This is a genomic window from Acidovorax sp. LjRoot129, assembly GCF_964253765.1.
In the GTDB taxonomy this organism is placed as follows: domain Bacteria; phylum Pseudomonadota; class Gammaproteobacteria; order Burkholderiales; family Burkholderiaceae_C; genus Acidovorax.
On sequence record NZ_CAXUSE020000001.1, the window covers coordinates 463870 to 485184 of the forward strand.

Annotated in this window: 15 protein-coding genes and 6 tRNA genes; all 21 read left to right on the forward strand. The window is 61.5% G+C overall.

The window, feature by feature from the left end; genetic code table 11:
* Positions 1-107 precede the first annotated feature (107 nt).
* The 21 genes from ACSQ3Q_RS02240 to ACSQ3Q_RS02340 all read left to right on the forward strand — a co-directional run bounded on the left by ACSQ3Q_RS02240 (position 108) and on the right by ACSQ3Q_RS02340 (position 20964).
* Complete coding sequence (locus ACSQ3Q_RS02240) at positions 108-773, forward strand: TetR family transcriptional regulator (RefSeq protein WP_436132802.1); 666 nt, start codon at positions 108-110, stop codon at positions 771-773.
* Between the two features lie 72 nt (positions 774-845).
* Positions 846-921: transfer RNA gene (locus ACSQ3Q_RS02245), tRNA-Arg, on the forward strand.
* Positions 922-1004: 83 nt separating this feature from the next.
* Positions 1005-1090: transfer RNA gene (locus ACSQ3Q_RS02250), tRNA-Tyr, on the forward strand.
* Positions 1091-1155: 65 nt separating this feature from the next.
* Positions 1156-1229 (forward strand) — tRNA-Gly (locus ACSQ3Q_RS02255).
* A 61-nt stretch (positions 1230-1290) separates the two neighbouring features.
* Positions 1291-1365 (forward strand) — tRNA-Thr (locus ACSQ3Q_RS02260).
* A gap of 74 nt (positions 1366-1439) precedes the next feature.
* Complete coding sequence (gene tuf / locus ACSQ3Q_RS02265; protein ID WP_436132764.1) at positions 1440-2630, forward strand: elongation factor Tu; 1191 nt, start codon at positions 1440-1442, stop codon at positions 2628-2630.
* 18 nt (positions 2631-2648) lie between these two features.
* A tRNA-Trp gene (locus ACSQ3Q_RS02270) sits at positions 2649-2724 on the forward strand.
* A gap of 89 nt (positions 2725-2813) precedes the next feature.
* Complete coding sequence (secE, locus tag ACSQ3Q_RS02275) at positions 2814-3200, forward strand: preprotein translocase subunit SecE (RefSeq protein WP_436132803.1); 387 nt, start codon at positions 2814-2816, stop codon at positions 3198-3200.
* Positions 3197-3793, forward strand: coding sequence for a transcription termination/antitermination protein NusG (gene nusG, locus ACSQ3Q_RS02280; RefSeq protein WP_436132804.1), 597 nt, complete (start codon positions 3197-3199; stop codon positions 3791-3793). Before secE ends, nusG begins: the two co-directional genes overlap by 4 nt.
* Before the next feature lie 153 nt (positions 3794-3946).
* Complete coding sequence (gene rplK / locus ACSQ3Q_RS02285) at positions 3947-4378, forward strand: 50S ribosomal protein L11 (protein WP_007850051.1); 432 nt, start codon at positions 3947-3949, stop codon at positions 4376-4378.
* A 1-nt stretch (position 4379) separates the two neighbouring features.
* The gene (gene rplA / locus ACSQ3Q_RS02290) at positions 4380-5078 is read left to right on the forward strand and encodes a 50S ribosomal protein L1 (protein ID WP_436132805.1); all 699 of its coding nucleotides are present in this window, start codon (positions 4380-4382) and stop codon (positions 5076-5078) included.
* Between the two features lie 237 nt (positions 5079-5315).
* Positions 5316-5840, forward strand: coding sequence for a 50S ribosomal protein L10 (gene rplJ, locus ACSQ3Q_RS02295; RefSeq protein ID WP_092746154.1), 525 nt, complete (start codon positions 5316-5318; stop codon positions 5838-5840).
* Between the two features lie 39 nt (positions 5841-5879).
* Positions 5880-6254, forward strand: a complete 375-nt coding sequence (gene rplL / locus ACSQ3Q_RS02300) for a 50S ribosomal protein L7/L12 (RefSeq protein WP_436132806.1) — start codon at positions 5880-5882, stop codon at positions 6252-6254.
* Positions 6255-6593: 339 nt separating this feature from the next.
* Entirely contained in the window at positions 6594-10706 is a 4113-nt protein-coding gene (rpoB, locus tag ACSQ3Q_RS02305) for a DNA-directed RNA polymerase subunit beta (RefSeq protein WP_436132807.1), read from the forward strand.
* Between the two features lie 21 nt (positions 10707-10727).
* Entirely contained in the window at positions 10728-14963 is a 4236-nt protein-coding gene (gene rpoC, locus ACSQ3Q_RS02310; RefSeq protein ID WP_436132808.1) for a DNA-directed RNA polymerase subunit beta', read from the forward strand.
* A gap of 146 nt (positions 14964-15109) precedes the next feature.
* Complete coding sequence (locus ACSQ3Q_RS02315; protein WP_436132809.1) at positions 15110-15691, forward strand: LemA family protein; 582 nt, start codon at positions 15110-15112, stop codon at positions 15689-15691.
* 158 nt (positions 15692-15849) lie between these two features.
* Positions 15850-17178: a 16S rRNA (cytosine(967)-C(5))-methyltransferase RsmB gene (gene rsmB, locus ACSQ3Q_RS02320; RefSeq protein WP_436132810.1), complete on the forward strand. Its 1329-nt coding sequence runs from the start codon at positions 15850-15852 to the stop codon at positions 17176-17178.
* Positions 17120-17794: a DUF4390 domain-containing protein gene (locus ACSQ3Q_RS02325; protein WP_436132811.1), complete on the forward strand. Its 675-nt coding sequence runs from the start codon at positions 17120-17122 to the stop codon at positions 17792-17794. The genes rsmB and ACSQ3Q_RS02325 overlap by 59 nt, the downstream gene beginning before the upstream one ends.
* Before the next feature lie 47 nt (positions 17795-17841).
* Positions 17842-20097, forward strand: coding sequence for an ATP-binding protein (locus ACSQ3Q_RS02330; RefSeq protein ID WP_436136917.1), 2256 nt, complete (start codon positions 17842-17844; stop codon positions 20095-20097).
* A gap of 43 nt (positions 20098-20140) precedes the next feature.
* Positions 20141-20824 carry a response regulator gene (locus ACSQ3Q_RS02335; protein WP_436132812.1) on the forward strand — a complete coding sequence of 228 codons (684 nt, stop codon included), beginning with the start codon at positions 20141-20143 and terminating at the stop codon, positions 20822-20824.
* Between the two features lie 64 nt (positions 20825-20888).
* Positions 20889-20964: transfer RNA gene (locus ACSQ3Q_RS02340), tRNA-Phe, on the forward strand.
* The last annotated feature ends 351 nt before the right edge of the window (positions 20965-21315 follow it).

Genomic DNA, 21315 nt, shown 5'->3' on the forward strand with positions numbered 1-21315 from the left:
AGCCCGACAAAATGAGTGCGCGATTATACATACAAACATGAATGTATAATTGTGACAGCTATGCCCTACGGTTTTGAAAGGGGCATCTGGAATGAGGAGACACAGGTATGGCGCGTCGGACCAAAGAAGATGCCATTGCCACGCGCAACAGCCTCATTGATGCTGCGGAGCAGGTATTTGGTGAAAAGGGAGTTTCGCGGGCATCGCTCAGTGACATTGCCCAAGCTGCAGGCGCCACGCGAGGCGCCATCTATTGGCATTTCAAGGACAAGGTTGATCTTTTCGGCGCCATGATGGACCGTGTCACGCTGCCGCTCGAGCAAGGGTTCGGCGAGTTTGAAAGCAGCACCTGTCCTGACCCGGTTCAGCGGCTGCGCGCTGTGATGGCCATGGTGCTGCGCAGTGTCGCGTCGGACGAGCGCACGCGCAGGGTGTTCGAGGTGGCACTCTACAAGGTGGAATACGTAAGTGAGATGGTCGGAGTGCGCGACCGCCACATGGCGGCGTCCGAGGCCTTTACGCGCCAGCTGGCGCGGGATTTCGAGCTGGCAGCTGAGGTCCAGCATGTTGTGCTGCCGATGACGGCAATGGAGGCGGCTACCAGCCTTCACGCACTGTTCGATGGCTTGATTCGGAACTGGATACTTGGTGAGGGGGGCTTCGACCTGGTGCGGGTGGGGCGGGTGGGTACAGATGCTTTTCTGGTGGGGCTTGGGCTGGCCCTCCCTGTGGGTTCGCCTGGCGAGTCCATTGATGGAGGGGTGGACCCTTGAATTCGCGGGGGGGCGGTCTCTTTGGGATCCCCGCGCTGCGTGCGATAATCGGGGGCTGTTTGATTCAGTGATGCGGCTGTAGCTCAGTGGATAGAGTATTGGCCTCCGAAGCCAAGGGTCGTGGGTTCGATCCCCGCCAGCCGCACCAGACTTTGCCCTCGTCGTCTGGACAGTGAACGAGCACGAGTTTTCTGATGTGCTAAAAAACAGTGCTATAATTCGAAATTCTCCGGAGGGGTGCCCGAGTGGCTAAAGGGGGCAGACTGTAAATCTGTTGGCTTACGCCTACACTGGTTCGAATCCAGTCCCCTCCACCAGTAAGTTAGTGTTGTGAGTTACCGCTCTGCTGGTGTGGAGTGGTCGCAAAGGTTGGTCGACCGATGCGGGAGTAGTTCAATGGTAGAACCCTAGCCTTCCAAGCTAATGACGCGGGTTCGATTCCCGTCTCCCGCTCCATTGCTTGTTTGGCTGGTTAGAGAGTTTGGAAATTTTGATGTCGCGCGAGCGGTGTCATGCTGCCCATGTGGCTCAGTGGTAGAGCACTCCCTTGGTAAGGGAGAGGTCGCGGGTCCGATTCCCGCCATGGGCACCACTTTCAGGTGCGTCCGATTCTGGTTGCGCCTAGATCCTGTTGTGTTGATTTAGATTTTTTTCGGAGTCGGAAAAATGGCAAAAGGTAAGTTCGAACGTACCAAGCCCCACGTCAACGTGGGCACGATCGGCCACGTGGACCATGGCAAGACGACGCTGACGGCGGCGATCGCTACGGTGCTGTCCGCCAAGTTCGGCGGCGAAGCCAAGGCATACGACCAGATCGACGCAGCACCTGAAGAAAAGGCCCGCGGCATCACGATCAACACCGCCCACGTGGAATACGAAACGGCAAACCGCCACTACGCCCACGTGGACTGCCCCGGCCACGCCGACTATGTGAAGAACATGATCACCGGCGCAGCCCAGATGGATGGCGCCATTTTGGTGTGCTCGGCCGCTGACGGCCCCATGCCCCAGACCCGCGAACACATCCTGCTGGCCCGCCAAGTGGGCGTGCCTTACATCATCGTGTTCCTGAACAAGTGCGACATGGTCGACGACGAAGAGCTGCTCGAGCTCGTCGAAATGGAAGTGCGCGAACTCCTGGACAAGTACAGCTTCCCAGGCGACGACACCCCCATCGTGCGCGGTTCCGCCAAGCTCGCCCTGGAAGGCGACAAGGGTGCCCTGGGTGAAGAAGCCATCATGAAGCTGGCTGACGCCCTGGACAACTACATCCCCACGCCAGAGCGCGCTGTGGACGGCGCTTTCCTGATGCCTGTGGAAGACGTGTTCTCCATCTCGGGCCGCGGCACCGTGGTGACCGGCCGTATCGAGCGCGGTATTGTCAAGGTCGGCGAAGAAATCGAAATCGTCGGTATCAAGGACACCGTCAAGACCACCTGCACCGGCGTGGAAATGTTCCGCAAGTTGCTGGACCAAGGCCAAGCTGGCGACAACGTCGGCCTGCTGCTGCGCGGCACCAAGCGTGAAGACGTGGAACGCGGCCAAGTGCTGTGCAAGCCCGGCTCGATCAAGCCACACACCCACTTCACGGCTGAAGTGTATGTGCTGAGCAAGGACGAAGGCGGCCGCCACACCCCGTTCTTCAACAACTACCGCCCACAGTTCTACTTCCGCACGACCGACGTGACTGGCGCCATCGAGCTGCCAGCCGACAAGGAAATGGTCATGCCTGGTGACAACGTGTCGATCACTGTGAAGCTGATCAACCCCATCGCCATGGAAGAAGGTCTGCGCTTCGCTATCCGCGAAGGCGGCCGCACCGTGGGCGCTGGCGTCGTGGCCAAGATCCTCGCGTAATTTAAGCAAGGTAAATACAGGGGTATAGCTCAATTGGCAGAGCGTCGGTCTCCAAAACCGAAGGTTGTAGGTTCGATTCCTACTGCCCCTGCCACTTGAATGTGGCCTTAACAAGCCCGCCAGAATCTGGCGGGCTTCGGTGTCTTAAGCGACGCCGGGACTCGAAGCAGGAATTACTCAAACATGGCCACTTCCCAGGTTGAAACCGTCAGCTCCGGCGCTGACAAAGCCAAGCTCGCAGCAGTAGCGGCGTTGGTGATTGCGTCGGTCGCTGGTTTCTATTTGCTGAGCAAGCAGGGTGCGATTGTCCAGTGGGCGGCTCTGATCGTCGGGTTGATCGCTGCGGTAACCGTGTTCTTGGTGTCTGAGCCAGGTCGGCAGTTTGTTGCCTTTGCCCGGGATGCCTGGCGCGAAGTCAAAAAAGTCGTCTGGCCCACTCGCAAAGAAACATTGCAGATGACCGCGTACGTGTTTGTCTTTGTGGTCATCATGGCGCTTTTCTTGTGGTTCACCGACAAGACCCTTGAGTGGGTTCTGTACGACTTGATTTTGGGATGGAGAAAGTCATGACGAGCGCTGCGGAAATCACTGGGGCTGAGGCTCCTTCTGGCGCTTCTGCTCCAACCAACCCGGATCTGCGCTGGTACATCGTCCATGCTTATTCGGGCATGGAAAAGGCGGTTGAACGCAATATTCAAGAGCGCATTGCCCGCTCGGGCATGCAGGACAAATTCGGCCGCATCCTGGTCCCCACCGAAGAAGTGGTGGAAATGAAGAACGGCCAGCGCAAGACGACGGAACGCCGTCTCTTTCCTGGTTATGTGTTCGTCGAAATGGTTATGGACGACGACACTTGGCATTTGGTGAAGCACACCAGCAAGGTGACTGGCTTCGTCGGCGGAGCTAAAAACCGTCCAGCCCCCATCTCTGAAGACGAAGTGCAAAAGATCGTCAGCCAGATGCAGGAAGGCACGGAGAAGCCCCGCCACAAGGTCGAGTTCATGGTCGGCGAACTGGTGCGTGTCAAGGAAGGTCCTTTCACGGACTTCAATGGCTCGGTCGAAGAAGTCAATTACGAAAAGAGCCGCGTCCGCGTTTCTGTCATGATTTTTGGCCGCTCTACCCCGGTGGAGCTGGAATTTGGGCAGGTAGAGAAGACCTGACCTCTGGTCTGGTCCTAGCTTAGTCCAGGCGAAGAAATTTGGATCCCGCACTTTCGACTCGGTGCGGTGATCGTCAGCAAAGAGTCTTAACCCCCGGGGAGCCAATCCTGCATGGTGCAGTGGCTGGCGTTATCACCCGCAAGGAGCAAAACCATGGCGAAAAAAATCGTCGGTTTTATCAAGCTGCAAGTCCCAGCTGGTAAGGCCAACCCATCCCCACCGATTGGCCCCGCACTGGGTCAACGCGGTCTCAACATCATGGAGTTCTGCAAGGCATTCAATGCGCAGACCCAAGGCGTTGAGCCAGGTCTGCCATTGCCCGTGGTCATCACGGCGTTTGCGGACAAGAGCTTCACCTTCATCATCAAGACGCCGCCAGCGACGACTCTGATCAAGAAGGCCATCAAGCTCGACAAGGGTTCTTCGAACCCATTGAAGACCAAGGTTGGCAAGATCACGCGCGAACAGCTCGAAGAGATCGCCAAGACCAAGATGAAAGACATGAACGCTGCCAACGTCGACGCCGCTGTGCGCACGTTGGCTGGCTCTGCACGCTCGATGGGCGTGACGGTGGAGGGTTTGTAATATGGCCAAGCTGACCAAAAAGCAAAAAGCCCTGCAAGGCAAAGTCGACAGCAACAAGCTGTACGCGTTCGCCGATGCAGTCGTGATCGTGAAGGAAGCCGCTACGGCCAAGTTCGACGAATCCATCGATGTGGCTGTTCAACTTGGCATTGACGCCAAGAAGTCCGACCAAGTGGTTCGTGGCGCCGTGGTGCTGCCCAACGGTACCGGCAAGACGACCCGCGTGGCCGTGTTCGCCCAGGGCGCCAAGGCTGAAGAAGCCAAGGCTGCTGGCGCCGACATCGTGGGTATGGACGATTTGGCCGCCATGGTCAAGGCCGGTGACATGCCTTTCGACGTGGTGATCGCTGCCCCTGACGCGATGCGCGTTGTGGGTACGCTGGGCCAGATCCTGGGCCCACGTGGCCTGATGCCTAACCCCAAGGTGGGCACCGTGACGCCTGACGTCGCTACGGCTGTGAAGAACGCCAAGGCGGGTCAAGTGCAGTTCCGCGTCGACAAGGCCGGCATTGTGCACAGCACGATTGGCCGCCGCTCGTTCGACAACGACAAGCTGCAAGGCAACCTGGCTGCACTGATCGACGCCCTGACGAAGGCCAAGCCTGCAACCAGCAAGGGTGTCTACCTGCGCAAGGTGGCAGTGTCTTCCACGATGGGCCTGGGTGTCCGCGTGGATACGCAAACCATCGCTGCAGCGTAATTGCAAAAAATCTTCGGGCAGGTCTTCACGGGTAGGCCCGATGTGGTGGGCTGGGGCTGCTTCGGTAGCCACAGGCCATCCAAGACCGTTGGTGCGCGATCCGGTCGCGCTTAAAGCCAGACAAGGCACCAACGCAGATGGCGATCCCGCTGCAGATGGAATTTTCCAGAACAGTTGGTCGCTGCAACAAGAGCGCGCATGAGGCAACCGCCGAGTGCGCATTTTAAGGAGTAGACCTTGAGTCTTAATCGCAGTGAGAAAGAAGCGGTCATCAGTGAAGTGACCAGCCTCGCCGCTAAAGCTCAAACGCTTGTGATCGCGGAATACCGTGGCATCACGGTCGCCGACATGACCAAACTGCGTGTTGATGCTCGCAGCAAGGGCGTGACCCTGAGTGTTCTGAAGAACACCCTGGCTCGCCGTGCTGTGGCAGGTAGCGCATTTGACGTGGTGGCAGACCAGATGACCGGCCCGCTCATCTATGGCTTCTCTGAAGACGCTGTGGCCGCCGCGAAGGTGGTGGCCGATTTCGCGAAAACCAACGACAAGCTGGTGATTCGCGGTGGCGCTTTCGGTGGCAAGGCCCTGGATGTCAACGGCGTTAAGCAACTGGCTAACATTCCTTCCAAGGAAGTTCTGTTGGCTCAGATTTGCGGCTTGCTTATGTCCCCCATCTCGCGTACGGCCGTTGTGCTGGGCGCATTGGCGGCGAAAAAAGGCGAAGGCGCAGCCGAAACGGCCGCCGAACCTGTTGCGGCTTGATAGCCCGGCAGACAACCAACTAATTGTTAGGAAATAAAAATGGCATTCGATAAAGACGCATTTTTGACCGCTCTGGACAGCATGACGGTTCTGGAACTCAATGACCTGGTGAAGGCCATTGAAGAGAAGTTTGGCGTGAGCGCTGCAGCCATGGCTGCACCTGCTGCCGGCGGCGGCGGCGCTGCTGCAGTGGCCGAAGAAAAGACGGAATTCAACGTTGTGCTGCTCGAAGCTGGCGCCAACAAGGTGTCTGTCATCAAGGCTGTGCGCGAAATCACCGGCCTGGGCCTCAAGGAAGCCAAGGATCTGGTGGACGGCGCTCCAAAGAACGTCAAGGAAGCTATTGCCAAGGCTGACGCCGAAGCAGCAGTCAAGAAGCTGGTGGAAGCCGGTGCCAAGGCTGAACTGAAGTAATTCAGTCCCCTTCAAGGGCTGGAGTGCTCCTCGCGGGCCTCCAGCCTTTGGTGCTTTCAGAGAGCACTTGAAAACCGGCTTGGCCGGTTTCCCGGCGGCCCCGGCCGACGGAAAGCCCAGAGCGGGTTTCCCGAAGGCCCGAGGCCTACGGAAAACCTAAGCCGGTTTTCGAGTGTCTTCTGTCAATCCCGACAGCAGAAGATGCCTTGGTTCGGGTGATGTGCAACGCATCACCGTCCGCCATGGTTGGTAGTGGCCAACCGCCAAGCCCGCACGGAAACCTCTCCATGCGGGTCAGTCGTCGAAGACCCAGGACTCACGTCTTTGCCCGGAGATCTCATGGCCTATTCCTACACCGAACGCAAGCGAATCCGCAAGAGCTTCGGCACCCGCGATAGCGTGCTCGAAGTTCCTTATCTGCTGCAGATGCAGAAGGACGCATACACCGCATTCCTGCAGGCAGATAAAGCACCGCAGAAACGCACCATTGAAGGCCTGCAGGCTGCGTTCGACGCCGCCTTCCCCATCGTCTCCCACAACGGTTTTGTGGAGATGAAATTCATCGAGTACAACCTGGCCAAGCCCGCCTTCGACGTGCGCGAGTGCCAGACCCGTGGTCTGACCTTCGCCTCGGCCGTGCGTGCCAAGGTCCAGCTGATCATCTATGACCGTGAGTCTTCGACATCGCAGTCCAAGGTGGTCAAGGAAGTGAAGGAGCAAGAGGTCTACATGGGCGAAGTGCCTTTGATGACCGACAAGGGCTCGTTCATCATCAACGGTACCGAGCGCGTGATCGTGTCCCAGCTGCACCGCTCGCCAGGCGTGTTCTTCGAACACGACAAGGGCAAGACGCACAGCTCGGGCAAGCTGTTGTTCTCGGCTCGCATCATCCCTTACCGCGGCTCTTGGCTGGACTTCGAATTCGATCCGAAGGACATCCTGTATTTCCGCGTGGACCGTCGCCGCAAAATGCCGGTCACGATCCTGCTCAAGGCCATCGGCTTGAACCCAGAGTCGATCCTGGCGAACTTCTTCGTCAACGACAACTTCCGCCTGATGGACAGCGGTGCGCAGATGGAGTTCGTCTCCGAGCGCCTGCGCGGCGAAGTGGCCCGTTTCGACATCACCGACAAGTCCGGCAAGGTCGTCGTGGCCAAGGACAAGCGCGTCACCGCCCGTCACACGCGCGAACTGGAGCAGTCGGGCACCACGCACATCAGCGTGCCCGAAGACTTCCTGATCGGCCGCGTCGTGGCCCGCAACATCGTGGATGCGGACACCGGCGAAATCATCGCCAAGGCCAATGACGAGCTGACCGAAGCACTGCTCAAGAAGCTGCGCACTGCTGGCGTACAGGACCTGCAGGTCATCTATACCAACGAACTCGACCAAGGCGCCTACATCTCGCAGACGCTGCGCATCGACGAAACGGTGGACGAGTTCGCCGCACGTGTGGCCATCTACCGCATGATGCGTCCTGGCGAGCCGCCAACCGAAGACGCAGTGCAGGCCCTGTTCCAGCGCCTGTTCTACAACCCCGACACGTACGACCTGTCGCGCGTGGGCCGCATGAAGTTCAACGCCAAGATCGGCCGCGACGAATCCACCGGCCCCATGGTGCTATCCAACGAAGACATCTTGGCCGTGGTCAAGATTCTGGTGGACCTGCGCAACGGCAACGGCGAAGTCGATGACATCGATCACCTGGGCAACCGCCGCGTGCGCTGCGTGGGCGAGCTGGCCGAAAACCAGTACCGCACCGGCCTGGCGCGTATCGAAAAGGCAGTGAAGGAGCGTCTGGGCCAGGCTGAGCAAGAGCCGCTGATGCCGCACGACCTGATCAACAGCAAGCCGATTTCGGCCGCGCTGAAGGAATTCTTCGGTGCGTCGCAGCTGTCACAGTTCATGGACCAGACCAACCCGCTCGCCGAAATCACGCACAAGCGCCGTGTTTCCGCACTGGGCCCGGGCGGTCTGACCCGCGAACGTGCAGGCTTCGAGGTGCGTGACGTGCACGTGACCCATTACGGCCGCGTCTGCCCTATCGAAACGCCCGAAGGCCCGAACATCGGCCTGATCAACTCTCTGGCCCTGTACGCCCGCCTGAACGAGTACGGTTTCATCGAGACCCCGTATCGCCGCGTGGTGGACGCCAAGGTCACGAACGAGATCGACTACCTGTCGGCCATCGAAGAAGGCAAGTACGTGATCGCGCAGGCCAACGCCGTGCTCGACAAGGACAACCGCCTGACGGGCGAGCTGGTCTCTGCCCGTGAAAAGGGTGAATCCATCCTGTGCGGTGCGGACCGCGTGCAGTACATGGACGTGTCGCCCGCACAGATCGTGTCGGTGGCTGCATCGCTGGTTCCGTTCCTGGAGCACGACGATGCCAACCGCGCGCTGATGGGCGCCAACATGTCGCGCCAGGCCGTGCCTGTGCTGCGTCCTGAGAAGCCTCTGGTGGGCACGGGCATCGAGCGCGTGGCGGCTGTGGACTCGGGCACCGTGGTTACAGCCACCCGCGGCGGCATCGTCGACTACGTTGACGCCACCCGCATCGTGGTGCGTGTGAACGACGCAGAAGCACTGGCCGGTGAAGTGGGTGTGGACATCTACAACCTCATCAAGTACCAGCGTTCCAACCAGAACACCAACATCCACCAGCGCCCCATCGTCCAAAAGGGCGACATGTTGGTCAAGGGTGATGTGATCGCCGACGGCGCATCGACGGACTTCGGCGAAATCGCCATTGGCCAGAACATGCTGATCGCGTTCATGCCTTGGAACGGCTACAACTTCGAAGATTCGATCCTGATCTCCGAACGCGTGGTGGCCGAAGACCGCTACACCTCGATCCACATCGAGGAATTGGTGGTCATGGCCCGCGACACGAAGTTGGGCGCTGAAGAAATCACGCGCGATATTCCAAACCTGTCGGAACAGCAGCTGAACCGCCTGGACGAGTCCGGCATCATCTATGTGGGCGCCGAAGTGCAACCCGGCGATACGCTGGTCGGCAAGGTCACGCCCAAGGGCGAGACCACCCTCACACCTGAAGAGAAGCTCTTGCGCGCCATCTTCGGCGAGAAGGCTTCTGACGTGAAGGACACTTCGCTGCGCGTGGACCAGGGCTCGCAAGGTACTGTGATCGACGTGCAGGTGTTCACCCGCGAAGGCATCCAGCGTGACAAGCGCGCCCAGCAGATCATCGATGATGAACTCAAGCGCTTCCGCCTGGACCTGAACGACCAGCTGCGCATCGTTGAGGCCGACGCCTTCGACCGTATCGAGAAGCTGCTGAACGGCCGCGTGGCCAACGGCGGCCCGCAAAAGCTGGCCAAGGGCACGAAGATCGACAAGGCCTACCTGGCTTCGGTCGAGAAGTTCCACTGGTTCGACATTCGCCCTGCGGAGGACGAAGTCGCCACGCAGCTCGAGTCCATCAAGAACGCTCTGGAGCAGACGCGCCACAGCTTCGATCTGGCCTTTGAAGAAAAGCGCAAGAAGCTCACGCAAGGCGACGAGTTGCCCGCTGGCGTGCTCAAGATGGTCAAGGTGTACCTGGCCGTCAAGCGCCGCCTGCAGCCTGGCGACAAGATGGCCGGCCGCCACGGTAACAAGGGCGTGGTCTCCAAGATCGTTCCGGTCGAAGACATGCCTTACATGGCCGACGGCACCCCTGCCGACATCGTTCTGAACCCGCTGGGCGTGCCTTCGCGGATGAACATCGGTCAGGTGCTGGAAGTCCACTTGGGCTGGGCGGGCAAGGGTATCGGTCAGCGCATCGGCGACATGCTGCAGCAGCAGGCCAAGGCGTCCGAGCTGCGCACGTTCCTGGAAGAGGTCTACAACTCGCGCGGCCGCAAGGAAGACTTGTCTCAGCTGAGCGACGAAGACTTGATGGCCATGGCTGCCAACCTCACCACCGGTGTGCCTTATGCCACCCCCGTGTTCGATGGTGCTTCGGAAGAAGAAATCAAGGACATGCTGAAGATCGCCTATCCGGACGACATCGCCGAGCGCAAGGGCCTCACGCCTACCCGCACGCAGGCGTACCTGTTCGATGGCCGCACGGGCGAGCGCTTCGAGCGCCCGACGACCATCGGCTACATGCATTACCTGAAGCTGCACCATTTGGTGGACGACAAGATGCATGCCCGCTCGACCGGACCTTACTCGCTCGTCACGCAGCAGCCGCTGGGCGGCAAGGCCCAGTTCGGTGGCCAGCGTTTCGGGGAAATGGAAGTGTGGGCGCTGGAAGCTTATGGCGCCGCTTACGTCCTGCAGGAAATGCTGACAGTGAAGTCCGACGACGTGGTGGGTCGTACCAAGGTGTACGAATCCATCGTCAAGGGCGAACACGCGATCGAAGCCGGCATGCCGGAATCGTTCAACGTGCTGGTCAAGGAAATCCGTTCGCTGGGCCTGGACATCGAGCTGGAACGCTCCTAAGCAGAAAAGGAAAGAGTCACTATGAAATCGCTACTCGACCTGTTCAAGCAATTCACGCCGGACGAGCATTTCGATGCCATCCGTATCGGCATGGCTTCGCCCGAGAAGATCCGTTCGTGGTCTTTCGGCGAAGTGAAGAAGCCCGAGACCATCAACTACCGCACGTTCAAGCCCGAGCGCGATGGTCTGTTCTGCGCCAAGATCTTCGGCCCCATCAAGGACTACGAATGCCTGTGCGGCAAGTACAAGCGTTTGAAGCACCGCGGAGTGATCTGCGAGAAGTGCGGCGTTGAAGTCACGCAGACCAAGGTGCGTCGCGAGCGCATGGGTCACATCGACCTGGCCGCGCCTTGCGCACACATCTGGTTCCTGAAGTCGCTGCCATCGCGTCTGGGCCTGGTGCTCGACATGACGCTGCGCGACATCGAACGCGTGCTGTACTTTGAAGCCTACGTGGTGACCGACCCCGGCATGACCCCGCTGAAGAAGTTCAGCATCATGTCCGAGGACGACTACGACGCCAAGCGCAAGGAATACGGCGACGAATTCATCGCCAAGATGGGCGCTGAAGGTATCAAGGACCTGCTGGAATCCATCGACATCGACCTGTCGATCGAACGCCTGCGCGGCGACCTGACCGGCTCCGAAGTCAAGGTCAAGAAGAACGCCAAGCGCCTTAAGGTGTTGGAAGCGTTCAAGAAGTCGGGTATCAAGCCCGAATGGATGGTGCTCGAAGTGCTGCCCGTGCTGCCACCGGACCTGCGTCCGCTGGTGCCGCTCGATGGCGGCCGCTTCGCCACGTCCGACCTGAACGACCTGTACCGCCGCGTCATCAACCGCAACAGCCGCTTGCGCCGCCTGCTGGAGCTGAAGGCCCCTGAAATCATCGCCCGCAACGAAAAGCGGATGCTGCAGGAAGCCGTGGACTCGTTGCTGGACAACGGCCGCCGTGGCAAGGCCATGACGGGTGCCAACAAGCGTGCCCTGAAGTCGCTGGCCGACATGATCAAGGGCAAGTCAGGCCGTTTCCGCCAGAACTTGCTGGGCAAGCGCGTGGACTACTCCGGTCGTTCCGTGATCACCGTGGGCCCAACGCTCAAGCTGCACCAGTGCGGCCTGCCCAAGCTGATGGCCCTGGAGCTGTTCAAGCCTTTCATCTTCTCGCGTCTGGAAGCCATGGGCATCGCGACGACGATCAAGGCCGCCAAGAAGGAAGTCGAATCCGGCACGCCGGTGGTGTGGGACATCCTGGAAGAGGTCATCAAGGAACACCCCGTGATGCTCAACCGTGCGCCTACGCTGCACCGTTTGGGTATCCAGGCCTTCGAGCCCATCCTGATCGAAGGCAAGGCCATCCAGCTGCACCCACTCGTCTGCGCGGCCTTCAACGCCGACTTCGACGGTGACCAGATGGCTGTTCACGTACCTCTGTCGGTAGAAGCGCAGATGGAAGCCCGCACGCTGATGCTGGCCTCCAACAACGTGCTGTTTCCGGCTTCGGGCGAACCCTCCATTGTTCCGTCGCAAGACGTGGTGCTGGGTCTGTACTACGCCACCCGTGACCGTATCAACGGCAAGGGCGAAGGCCTGGTGTTCGCCGATACCGGTGAAGTGCAACGTGCTCTGGACGCAGGCGAAGTCGAACTCGCCGCCAAGATCACGGTGCGCATGACCGAGTGGACCAAGAACAAGGAAACGGGCGAATTCGTTCCGTCCACCTCGCTCGTGGAAACCACTGCGGGCCGTGCCCTGCTGTCCGAGATTCTTCCCAAGGGCTTGCCGTTCTCCAACATGAACAAGGCGCTCAAGAAGAAGGAAATCTCGCGCTTGATCAACGTGTCCTTCCGCAAGTGCGGTCTGAAGGAAACGGTCGTGTTCGCCGACAAGCTGCTGCAAAACGGCTTCCGTCTGGCCACGCGCGCTGGTATTTCGATTGCTATCGACGACATGCTGGTGCCTCCACAAAAGGCCGGCATCATCGAGCGCTCCGAGAAGGAAGTGAAAGAGATCGAACAGCAGTACGTGTCCGGTCTGGTCACCTCTGGCGAGCGCTACAACAAGGTGGTGGACATCTGGGGCAAGGCCGGCGACGAAGTGTCCAAGGTGATGATGGCCCAGCTGTCCAAGCAAAAGGTCATCGACCGCCACGGCAACGAAGTGGACCAGGAGTCCTTCAACTCCATCTACATGATGGCCGACTCCGGCGCCCGCGGCTCTGCTGCCCAGATCCGCCAGGTGGCCGGTATGCGGGGTCTGATGGCCAAGCCTGACGGCTCGATCATCGAAACGCCTATCACCGCGAACTTCCGCGAAGGTCTGAACGTGCTGGAGTACTTCATCTCCACCCACGGTGCCCGTAAGGGTCTGGCCGACACGGCGCTGAAGACGGCCAACTCCGGTTACCTGACCCGCCGTCTGGTGGACGTGACGCAGGATCTGGTCGTAACCGAAGAAGATTGCGAAACCACCAACGGTTCGCTGATGCGCGCCATCGTCGAAGGCGGTGAGGTGATTGAATCGCTGCGCGACCGTATCCTGGGCCGCACGGCGGCTGAGGACGTGCTGCATCCAGAGAACCGTTCGGTGCTGGTCCAGGCGGGCGTGATGCTCGACGAAGACATCATCGAAGGGCTCGAAATTGCCGGCGTGGATGAGGTGAAGGTGCGCACGGCACTGACCTGCCAGACCCGCTACGGTCTGTGCGCTCGATGCTATGGCCGCGATTTGGGCCGTGGCGGCCAGATCAACCTCGGCGAAGCCGTGGGTGTGATTGCTGCGCAGTCCATCGGTGAACCCGGCACGCAGCTGACCATGCGTACGTTCCACATCGGTGGTGCCGCTTCGCGTGCCGCCATCGCATCGAGTGTGGAAGCCAAGTCCAACGGCGTGATCGGCTTCAACGCCACGATGCGCTACGTGAGCAACACCAAGGGCGAGCTGGTGGTGATTGCGCGTTCGGGTGAAATCGTCATCCACGACGAGCATGGCCGCGAGCGCGAACGCCACAAGGTGCCTTACGGCGCGACGCTGACCGTCAAGGCCGACCAGCAGATCAAGGCCGGCACCATCCTGGCCAACTGGGATCCGCTGACGCGCCCCATCATCACCGAGTTCGCCGGCCAGACCAAGTTCGAGAATGTCGAAGAAGGCCTGACGGTGGCCAAGCAGGTCGACGAAGTGACCGGCCTGTCCACGCTGGTGGTGATTGACCCCAAGCGCCGCGGCGCTGCCAAGGTCGTTCGCCCACAGGTGAAGCTGATCGATGCCCAAGGCAACGAAGTGAAGATCCCTGGCACCGACCACTCGGTGACCATCGGCTTCCAGGTCGGCGCTCTGATCCAGGTGCGCGACGGCCAGGACGTGGGCCCCGGCGAAGTGCTGGCGCGTATTCCGGTCGAAGGTCAGAAGACCCGCGACATTACCGGCGGTCTGCCCCGTGTGGCCGAGCTGTTCGAAGCCCGTACCCCGAAGGACAAGGGCACGCTGGCCGAGATGACCGGTACCGTGTCGTTCGGCAAGGAAACCAAGGGCAAGGTCCGCCTGCAGATCACTGATCCTGAAGGCCACGTGTTCGAAGAACTCGTGCCCAAGGAAAAGAACATCCTGGTGCACGAAGGCCAGGTGGTGAACAAAGGCGAATCGATTGTGGACGGCCCTGCCGACCCACAAGACATCCTGCGCCTCTTGGGTATCGAAGAGCTGTCGCGCTACATCGTGGATGAAGTGCAGGACGTGTACCGCTTGCAAGGCGTGAAGATCAACGACAAGCACATCGAGGTGATCGTTCGCCAGATGCTGCGCCGCGTCGTGGTCGAGAATGTCGGCGAGTCGAACTACATCGCCGGTGAGCAGGTCGAGCGCTCCGAGATCCTCAACACCAACGATGCACTGCAGTCCGAAGGCAAGATTCCTGCGACCTACAGCAACTTGCTGCTGGGTATCACGAAGGCATCGCTGTCGACCGACTCGTTCATCTCGGCGGCTTCCTTCCAGGAAACCACCCGCGTGCTCACCGAGGCTGCCATCATGGGCAAGCGCGACGAGCTGCGTGGCCTGAAGGAAAACGTGATCGTGGGTCGTCTGATCCCTGCCGGTACCGGCATGGCCTACCACCAGGCCCGCAAGGCCAAGGACGCCATGGACGACGCGGAGCGCCGTGCCATCGCCGAAGCTGAAGCAGCCGAAATGGAAGCCCAGGGCGAAGCGACCGAAGTTGAAGCTAGCACCTCGACGGCGACTGACGCAGCCGCTGACTAAGCCCTCGGGCCGTCACCGAAAGGCTCCCGCCCTGTCTCGGCAGGCCGGGGCCTTTTTTATTGCACGCGTTTCGCTCCGTATAGTGAGCCCCTGTTCGTTTATTTCATCCGGCCAGCGCGTGGGTTCCTGCGTGAAGGCAGCTGTGTATGTGGTCATCGCCCCTTTTCTGGATCGTTGTTGCCGTCGCCGTGTTCTGGGCGTTGGGCGCCTACAACCGCCTGATGCGGCTGCGCTCGGCCGTGGTGCAAGCGTTTGGCAGCTTCGACGCGCACATGGTGCGGATGGTGGCGCTGCTCGGCGAGTTTGGCGCTGCGCATCCCGCGCAGGAGAACGCGATTGGCGGGATGGAGCAGGAGATGGCCGCGCTGCAGGGCGCGACCACGCAATTGAGCGCGTCGCTTGCGGTGGCTCGAGCGCGCCCCTTGCGCCCGAACGCGATTGCAGCGCTGGGCGCCGCGCGTGACGTGTTGCACACCTGCTGGCAAAAAGCGGCACCTAAGGCGCACGTCACCACAGTCGACCCTGTGCCGACCGAGGACGCGGCGCTGCAGGCCACCGCGGTGGCCGCGTCTGCCTGGCAAACCCGATGGGACGAACACGTCCAGCAAAACGATCAGGCCATCCGTGTCTTCAACGACGCGGTGGCGCATTACAACGAGGCCATTGCGCAGTTTCCGGCGAACTTGCTGGCCTGGGTGTTCGGCTTTCGCGCCGCTCGCGCGCTGTAGGTCGGCTTCAAGAAAAGATCCCTATGAATCAGCCACCACGACGCCTAGCGTCTCCCTTGGGCGGCCAACGGCAAGGCACGCTGGGTGCCGAGCGCGTACCGAGCCGCCCGCCCGCCTCGCACGGTGCCAAGCCCCTCGCGGCGTCAGGCCCACAGTCTGTGGCGCTGTGGCAGCAACTGACTGCGGTAGCAGTCGCCCTGCAGGCTATCCGCGGAGGCCAGTCCGGCACGGCGGCGCTCGCGGCGGTGGACTCCCATCTACGCCCCGGCGTGCAGGCTTTGCTGTTCCAGGTTCTGCGTCAAGCCGGGCGCGCCGAGGCATTGCGCCGCCTGATGGTGTCCCGCACGCCGCCCCCTGCGGCGGACGCCTTGCTGTGCACGGCCCTGGCGCTGTGCTGGAACCCGGACGAATCCCCCTACGAGCCCTTCACCCTGGTGAACCAGGCGGTGGAAGCGGCTAAGAACGATGTGGCGACCCGTGCGCAATCGTCATTCATCAACGGGTGCCTGCGCCGCTTCCTGCGCGAGCGCGAGGAGCTGGTCGCCTACACCAATGACGATCCGCTGGCCCGGTGGAACCATCCGCTGTGGTGGATCAAGCGGCTGCGCAAGGACCACCCCCAGCACTGGGAGCAGATCCTGCGGGCAAACAATGCCCACGCGCCGATGGCGCTGCGAATTAACAAGCAAAAATGCACTCCAGCGCTTTATCTACAAGCACTTAATGCTATTAATTTAGAAGCAGACGCATCGGGCGATGCCGGCTTGGTGCTGCGCCACCCCGTCCCGGTCCCCGCCTTGCCGGAGTTTGAAAACGGCTGGGTGTCGGTGCAGGACCCCGCCGCCCAGATGGCGGCGCCTTTGTTGCTTAACGGCCTTGATCTCACCCAGCCGCTGCGCGTGCTGGACGCCTGTGCGGCCCCCGGCGGCAAAACCGCGCATCTGCTTGAGATGGCCGGGCAGGGCGCTCCCCTGCAGGTCACAGCGCTGGAGATCGACGCGTCCCGCAGCATCCGCATCGGCGAAACCTTGCAGCGTCTGGGCCTCCAAGCCCAGGTCTTGGTGGCCGACGCCGCCCGACCCCAGGACTGGTGGCAGCAGCACTGCGGCGGAGTGCTCTTTGACGCCATCCTGCTCGATGCGCCTTGCACCGCCTCCGGCATTGTGCGGCGCCACCCCGATGTGCGCTGGCTGCGCCGCGACAGCGACATTGAGCAGCTGGCCGCCCTGCAGGCTCGGCTGCTCGCCGCGCTCTGGCCGCTGGTTCGCGCGGGCGGGCGCCTGCTCTATTGCACCTGCTCGGTCTTCCGGGCGGAGGGCGATGCGCAGGTTCAAACGTTTCTTGCGCGCAACACCGACGCGCAGTTGCTGCCGTCGCCCGGCCATTTAATCCCCGGCAACCGGGACAAGGCGGGGCCTCTCCCGGACAATGAACCGCGTGACCACGACGGATTTTTTTACGCACTGTTTCAGAAATCGCCGCAATGAGCCCGCCGAGGCTCGTTGGGTGACCATCTGTGCGTCCTATTTTTTGCTGGCGTGCGCACTCTTGGTGCTTCAGCCTGCATTGGCACAGGCTGTCACACCCGACGCCAGCGAACTGCGGCTAGACCGGGCTGAAGATGGCCTGTACCTCAGCACGACCTTGCAGTTTGCGATGCCCGAACTCGCGGAGGACGCCTTGTACAAAGGCATCCCGATGTTCTTCGTGGCAGAGGCACAGGTGGTGCGCGACCGTTGGTATTGGTCAGATCGCCAAGTGGCCGAAACCACCCGCTATCTGCGCTTAAGTTATCAGCCTTTGACGCGCCGTTGGCGCTTGAACGTCTCTCCCACGCCTTTTTTCAATAGCGGATTGGGTGTTGTGTTGGGGCAAAATTTTGACGATTACGAGGACGCGGTGTCGGCCATTCAGCGCATTTCCCGCTGGAAGATTGCCGAACCCGGGGTGATCGACGCTGATGTCGTGCACACGGTCAATTTCCGGTTCCGCCTGGATATGTCCCAATTGCCCAGACCTTTCCAAATCGGAGCCGTGGGCCGGTCTGGCTGGAACTTGCTTGTGTCGCGTAGTCAGCGCCTGGCGCCAGAGCCCACGAAGTGACCCACCACACTTCAAGGCCTGCCACTCCGGCGCCGACATCCGCGTCGATCCACGCTGCTGCACGGCAGTCACGGGCGGTGCGGTGGGCGGTGGGCGTGGGTGCGGCCATCATGTCGGCCATCGGCCTGGTGCTGCTCTTCTTGCTGACGCTGGCCACCAACAACCGCGCGCTTTACGAACGCAACTACGCCTGGCTCTTTGGCGTGAACGTGCTGGTGGCGCTGCTGCTGCTGGCCGTGTTGGCCTGGGTCGCGGTGCGCTTGGCCATGCGCCTGCGCAAGGGGCGGTTTGGCAGCCGGCTGCTTGTCAAACTGGCGGCCATTTTTGCGCTGGTCGGGCTGATGCCCGGGTTGCTGATCTACGTGGTGTCCTACCAGTTCGTCACCCGCTCCATTGAAAGCTGGTTCGACGTGAAAGTGGAGGGCGCGCTGTCGGCGGGCGTGAATCTGGCACGCGTGTCGCTGGATTCGCTGGCCACCGACATGGCGGCCAAAACCCGCAACGCGAGCGTGCAGGTGGCTCAGGTGCCCGATGCTGCGGCGGGGCTCGTGCTGGAGCGCATCCGCGATCAACTGGGTGCCACCGATGTCGTGCTGTGGAACGCTGCCGGACAGGCGGTCGCCAGCGCAGGGCAGTCCCGCTTCAGCCTCAATCCCGAGCGGCCCGGGGCGGCGTTGCTGCGCACCGTGCGACAGCAGCGCGCAACGTCGCAGATTGAGGGCTTGGACGACATTGCCGACCCCGCCGCCGCGCAGAACGCGCGGGTCAAGGTGCTGGCGCTGGTCAGCAGTCCGAGCGTCGGGCTACTGATGGAGCCGCGCTATTTGCAGGCCACGCTGCCACTGCCGCCCGCGCTGGTGGCCAATGCGATCGCCGTGCAGGAAGCCAACCGCGAATACCAGGAGCGTGCGCTAGCGCGGGGTGGTCTGCGCCGCATGTACGTTGGCACCCTCACGCTGAGCCTGTTCCTGGCGGTATTCGGCGCCGTGCTGCTGGCAGTGTTGTTGGGCAACCAGTTGGCCCGCCCCCTGCTGGTGCTGGCCGAAGGCGTGCGCGAGGTGGCGGCGGGCAACCTCAGCCCCAAAGCCGCGCTGCAAGGCAAGGACGAACTCGGGGGGCTCACGCGTTCCTTCGCCCTGATGACCCAGCAACTGGCCGATGCGCGCCAGGCGGTGGAGCAAAGCATGGGGGAGGTCGATGCGGCACGCGCCAATCTGCAGACCATCCTGGACAACCTGACTGCGGGCGTCATCGTGCTGGACGCGCAGGGCCTCATCCGCTCCTCGAACCCCGGCGCTACCCGCATCCTGCGCGCGCCCATGGCCGCGTTTGAAGGGCGCCCGCTGTCAGAAGTGCCGGGGCTCGCCGAATTTGCGGCGTCGGTTCAGGGCCACTTCGACGCTTTCCTGGGCGACACTGACCGCCATGGGCTGGACCACTGGCAGCATCCGTTTGAGCTGCATGCGTCTTCCGTGGGGGCTGGGCAACACGCCACGAGCCTGGTGGCCCGTGGCGCGGAGTTGCCCGATTCGGCCAGACTGTTGGTTTTTGACGACATTTCGGAAATTGTTTCGGCCCAGCGCGCGCAGGCCTGGGGCGAGGTTGCGCGGCGCCTCGCGCACGAAATCAAGAACCCGCTCACCCCCATCCAGCTGTCTGCCGAGCGGCTCGAGATGAAGCTCACCGGCAAGCTCCCAGACCCCGAACAAGCCATCCTGACCAAGTCGGTCAAGACCATCGTGGACCAGGTCGACGCCATGAAGCGGCTCGTCAACGAGTTCCGGGACTACGCGCGTTTGCCAGCCGCCGAGCTGCATTCGCTGGATCTCAATGCGCTGGTGGCAGACGTCCTTCATCTGTATGGAGAAGAGAACGCCGCGGTGCCCGTGCAAGCCGAACTGGACCCCCGCTGCCCCTCGATAGCGGGCGATGCGCAGCAGTTGCGCCAAGTCGTGCACAACCTGCTGCAAAACGCCCAGGATTCCACCGAGCAGGCCCGGGCAGACGCCGCACAACCTGCGCCCCCCGTGCGCATCACCACCCGCTGGAGCGAGTCCTCGCGGCGTGTGCGCCTCACGGTATCTGACAGCGGCGGCGGGTTTCCGACGCACATCCTGCAGCGGGCGTTCGAGCCCTACGTAACCACCAAACCGCGGGGTACCGGGTTGGGCCTGGCCGTGGTCAAAAAGATCGCCGACGAGCACGGCGCGCGCATCGAGCTGTCCAACCGCACCGAAGATGGCGTGGTGCTGGGTGCCCAAGTGTCGTTATCATTCGCCCCTGAACCAGCGGTGGCGTCATAACAACACCGCCCCGCAGCACCTCCTCCAAGGCTTTTCAACACACATGGCAAACATTCTGGTGGTCGACGATGAGCTCGGCATTCGCGATCTGTTGTCGGAAATCCTGAACGACGAAGGTCACAGCGTCGACCTCGCGGAAAACGCCACCCAGGCGCGCACCGCCCGCGCGGGCAACACGTATGACCTCGTGCTGCTGGACATCTGGATGCCCGACACCGACGGCGTGTCGCTGCTCAAGGAATGGGCCACGGCCGGCGTGCTCACCATGCCCGTGATCATGATGAGCGGCCACGCCACCATCGACACCGCCGTCGAAGCCACCCGCATCGGTGCGTTTTCGTTCCTTGAGAAGCCCATTACCCTACAAAAACTGCTTAAAGCCGTAGAGCAGGGCCTGGCCCGCAACGCGGCCCATCAGTCGGCACCGCCGGCCGCAGCGCAGGCCCCGGTGCACGCCCCCGCCGACCCCACGTTCTCGCAAGCGCCCCCTGTCTCGGCTGTGATGGCCAGCGTGGACCCGGGGCCCCACGCCCATCAGGGTTTCGACCTGGACCGCCCACTGCGCGAGGCGCGCGACGGCTTCGAAAAAGCCTACTTTGAATTCCACCTCGCCCGCGAAGGGGGTTCCATGACGCGCGTGGCGGAAAAGACGGGGCTGGAACGCACCCACCTCTACCGCAAGCTGCGCCAGCTGGGCGTCGACCTCGGACGAGGCAAGCGCAGCTAGGCTGGCAATAAATTCTGCCTCGCTTTTCAGAACGCCAGATTTTCTGGCTATAATTTGAGGCTCAGGCCCGGTAGCTCAGTCGGTAGAGCAGAGGATTGAAAATCCTTGTGTCGGTGGTTCGATTCCGCCCCAGGCCACCAAATCAAAGCCCTTGGTTCTTTACGGAGCCAGGGGCTTTTTGTTTGGCGGGTGCCCAGTCGACTTGTTGAGGTTGAAAGAGGGCAAGTCTTCAGCACGGTTCGGTTCAATCAGGCTGATCACCATCTTCCAGTTCGGCCACGCGTTGCACGTGGCGAGGGCATGAAGTACTGCGTGGAACAAGTGCGGTAACCTGAACTAAATGTACTGACCACGGCTGCACGCCTGGGTGCGGTGCAGGAGTTTGGGCCGCCGATTGCCGCATCTGCGCGCCTCCCGAGTTGAGGGCGGTAGGGCATCTGCGCATTGCCGTTCTTGTGCGTATTCTCGGAGCGGAGAAGACGCGGCCTCCT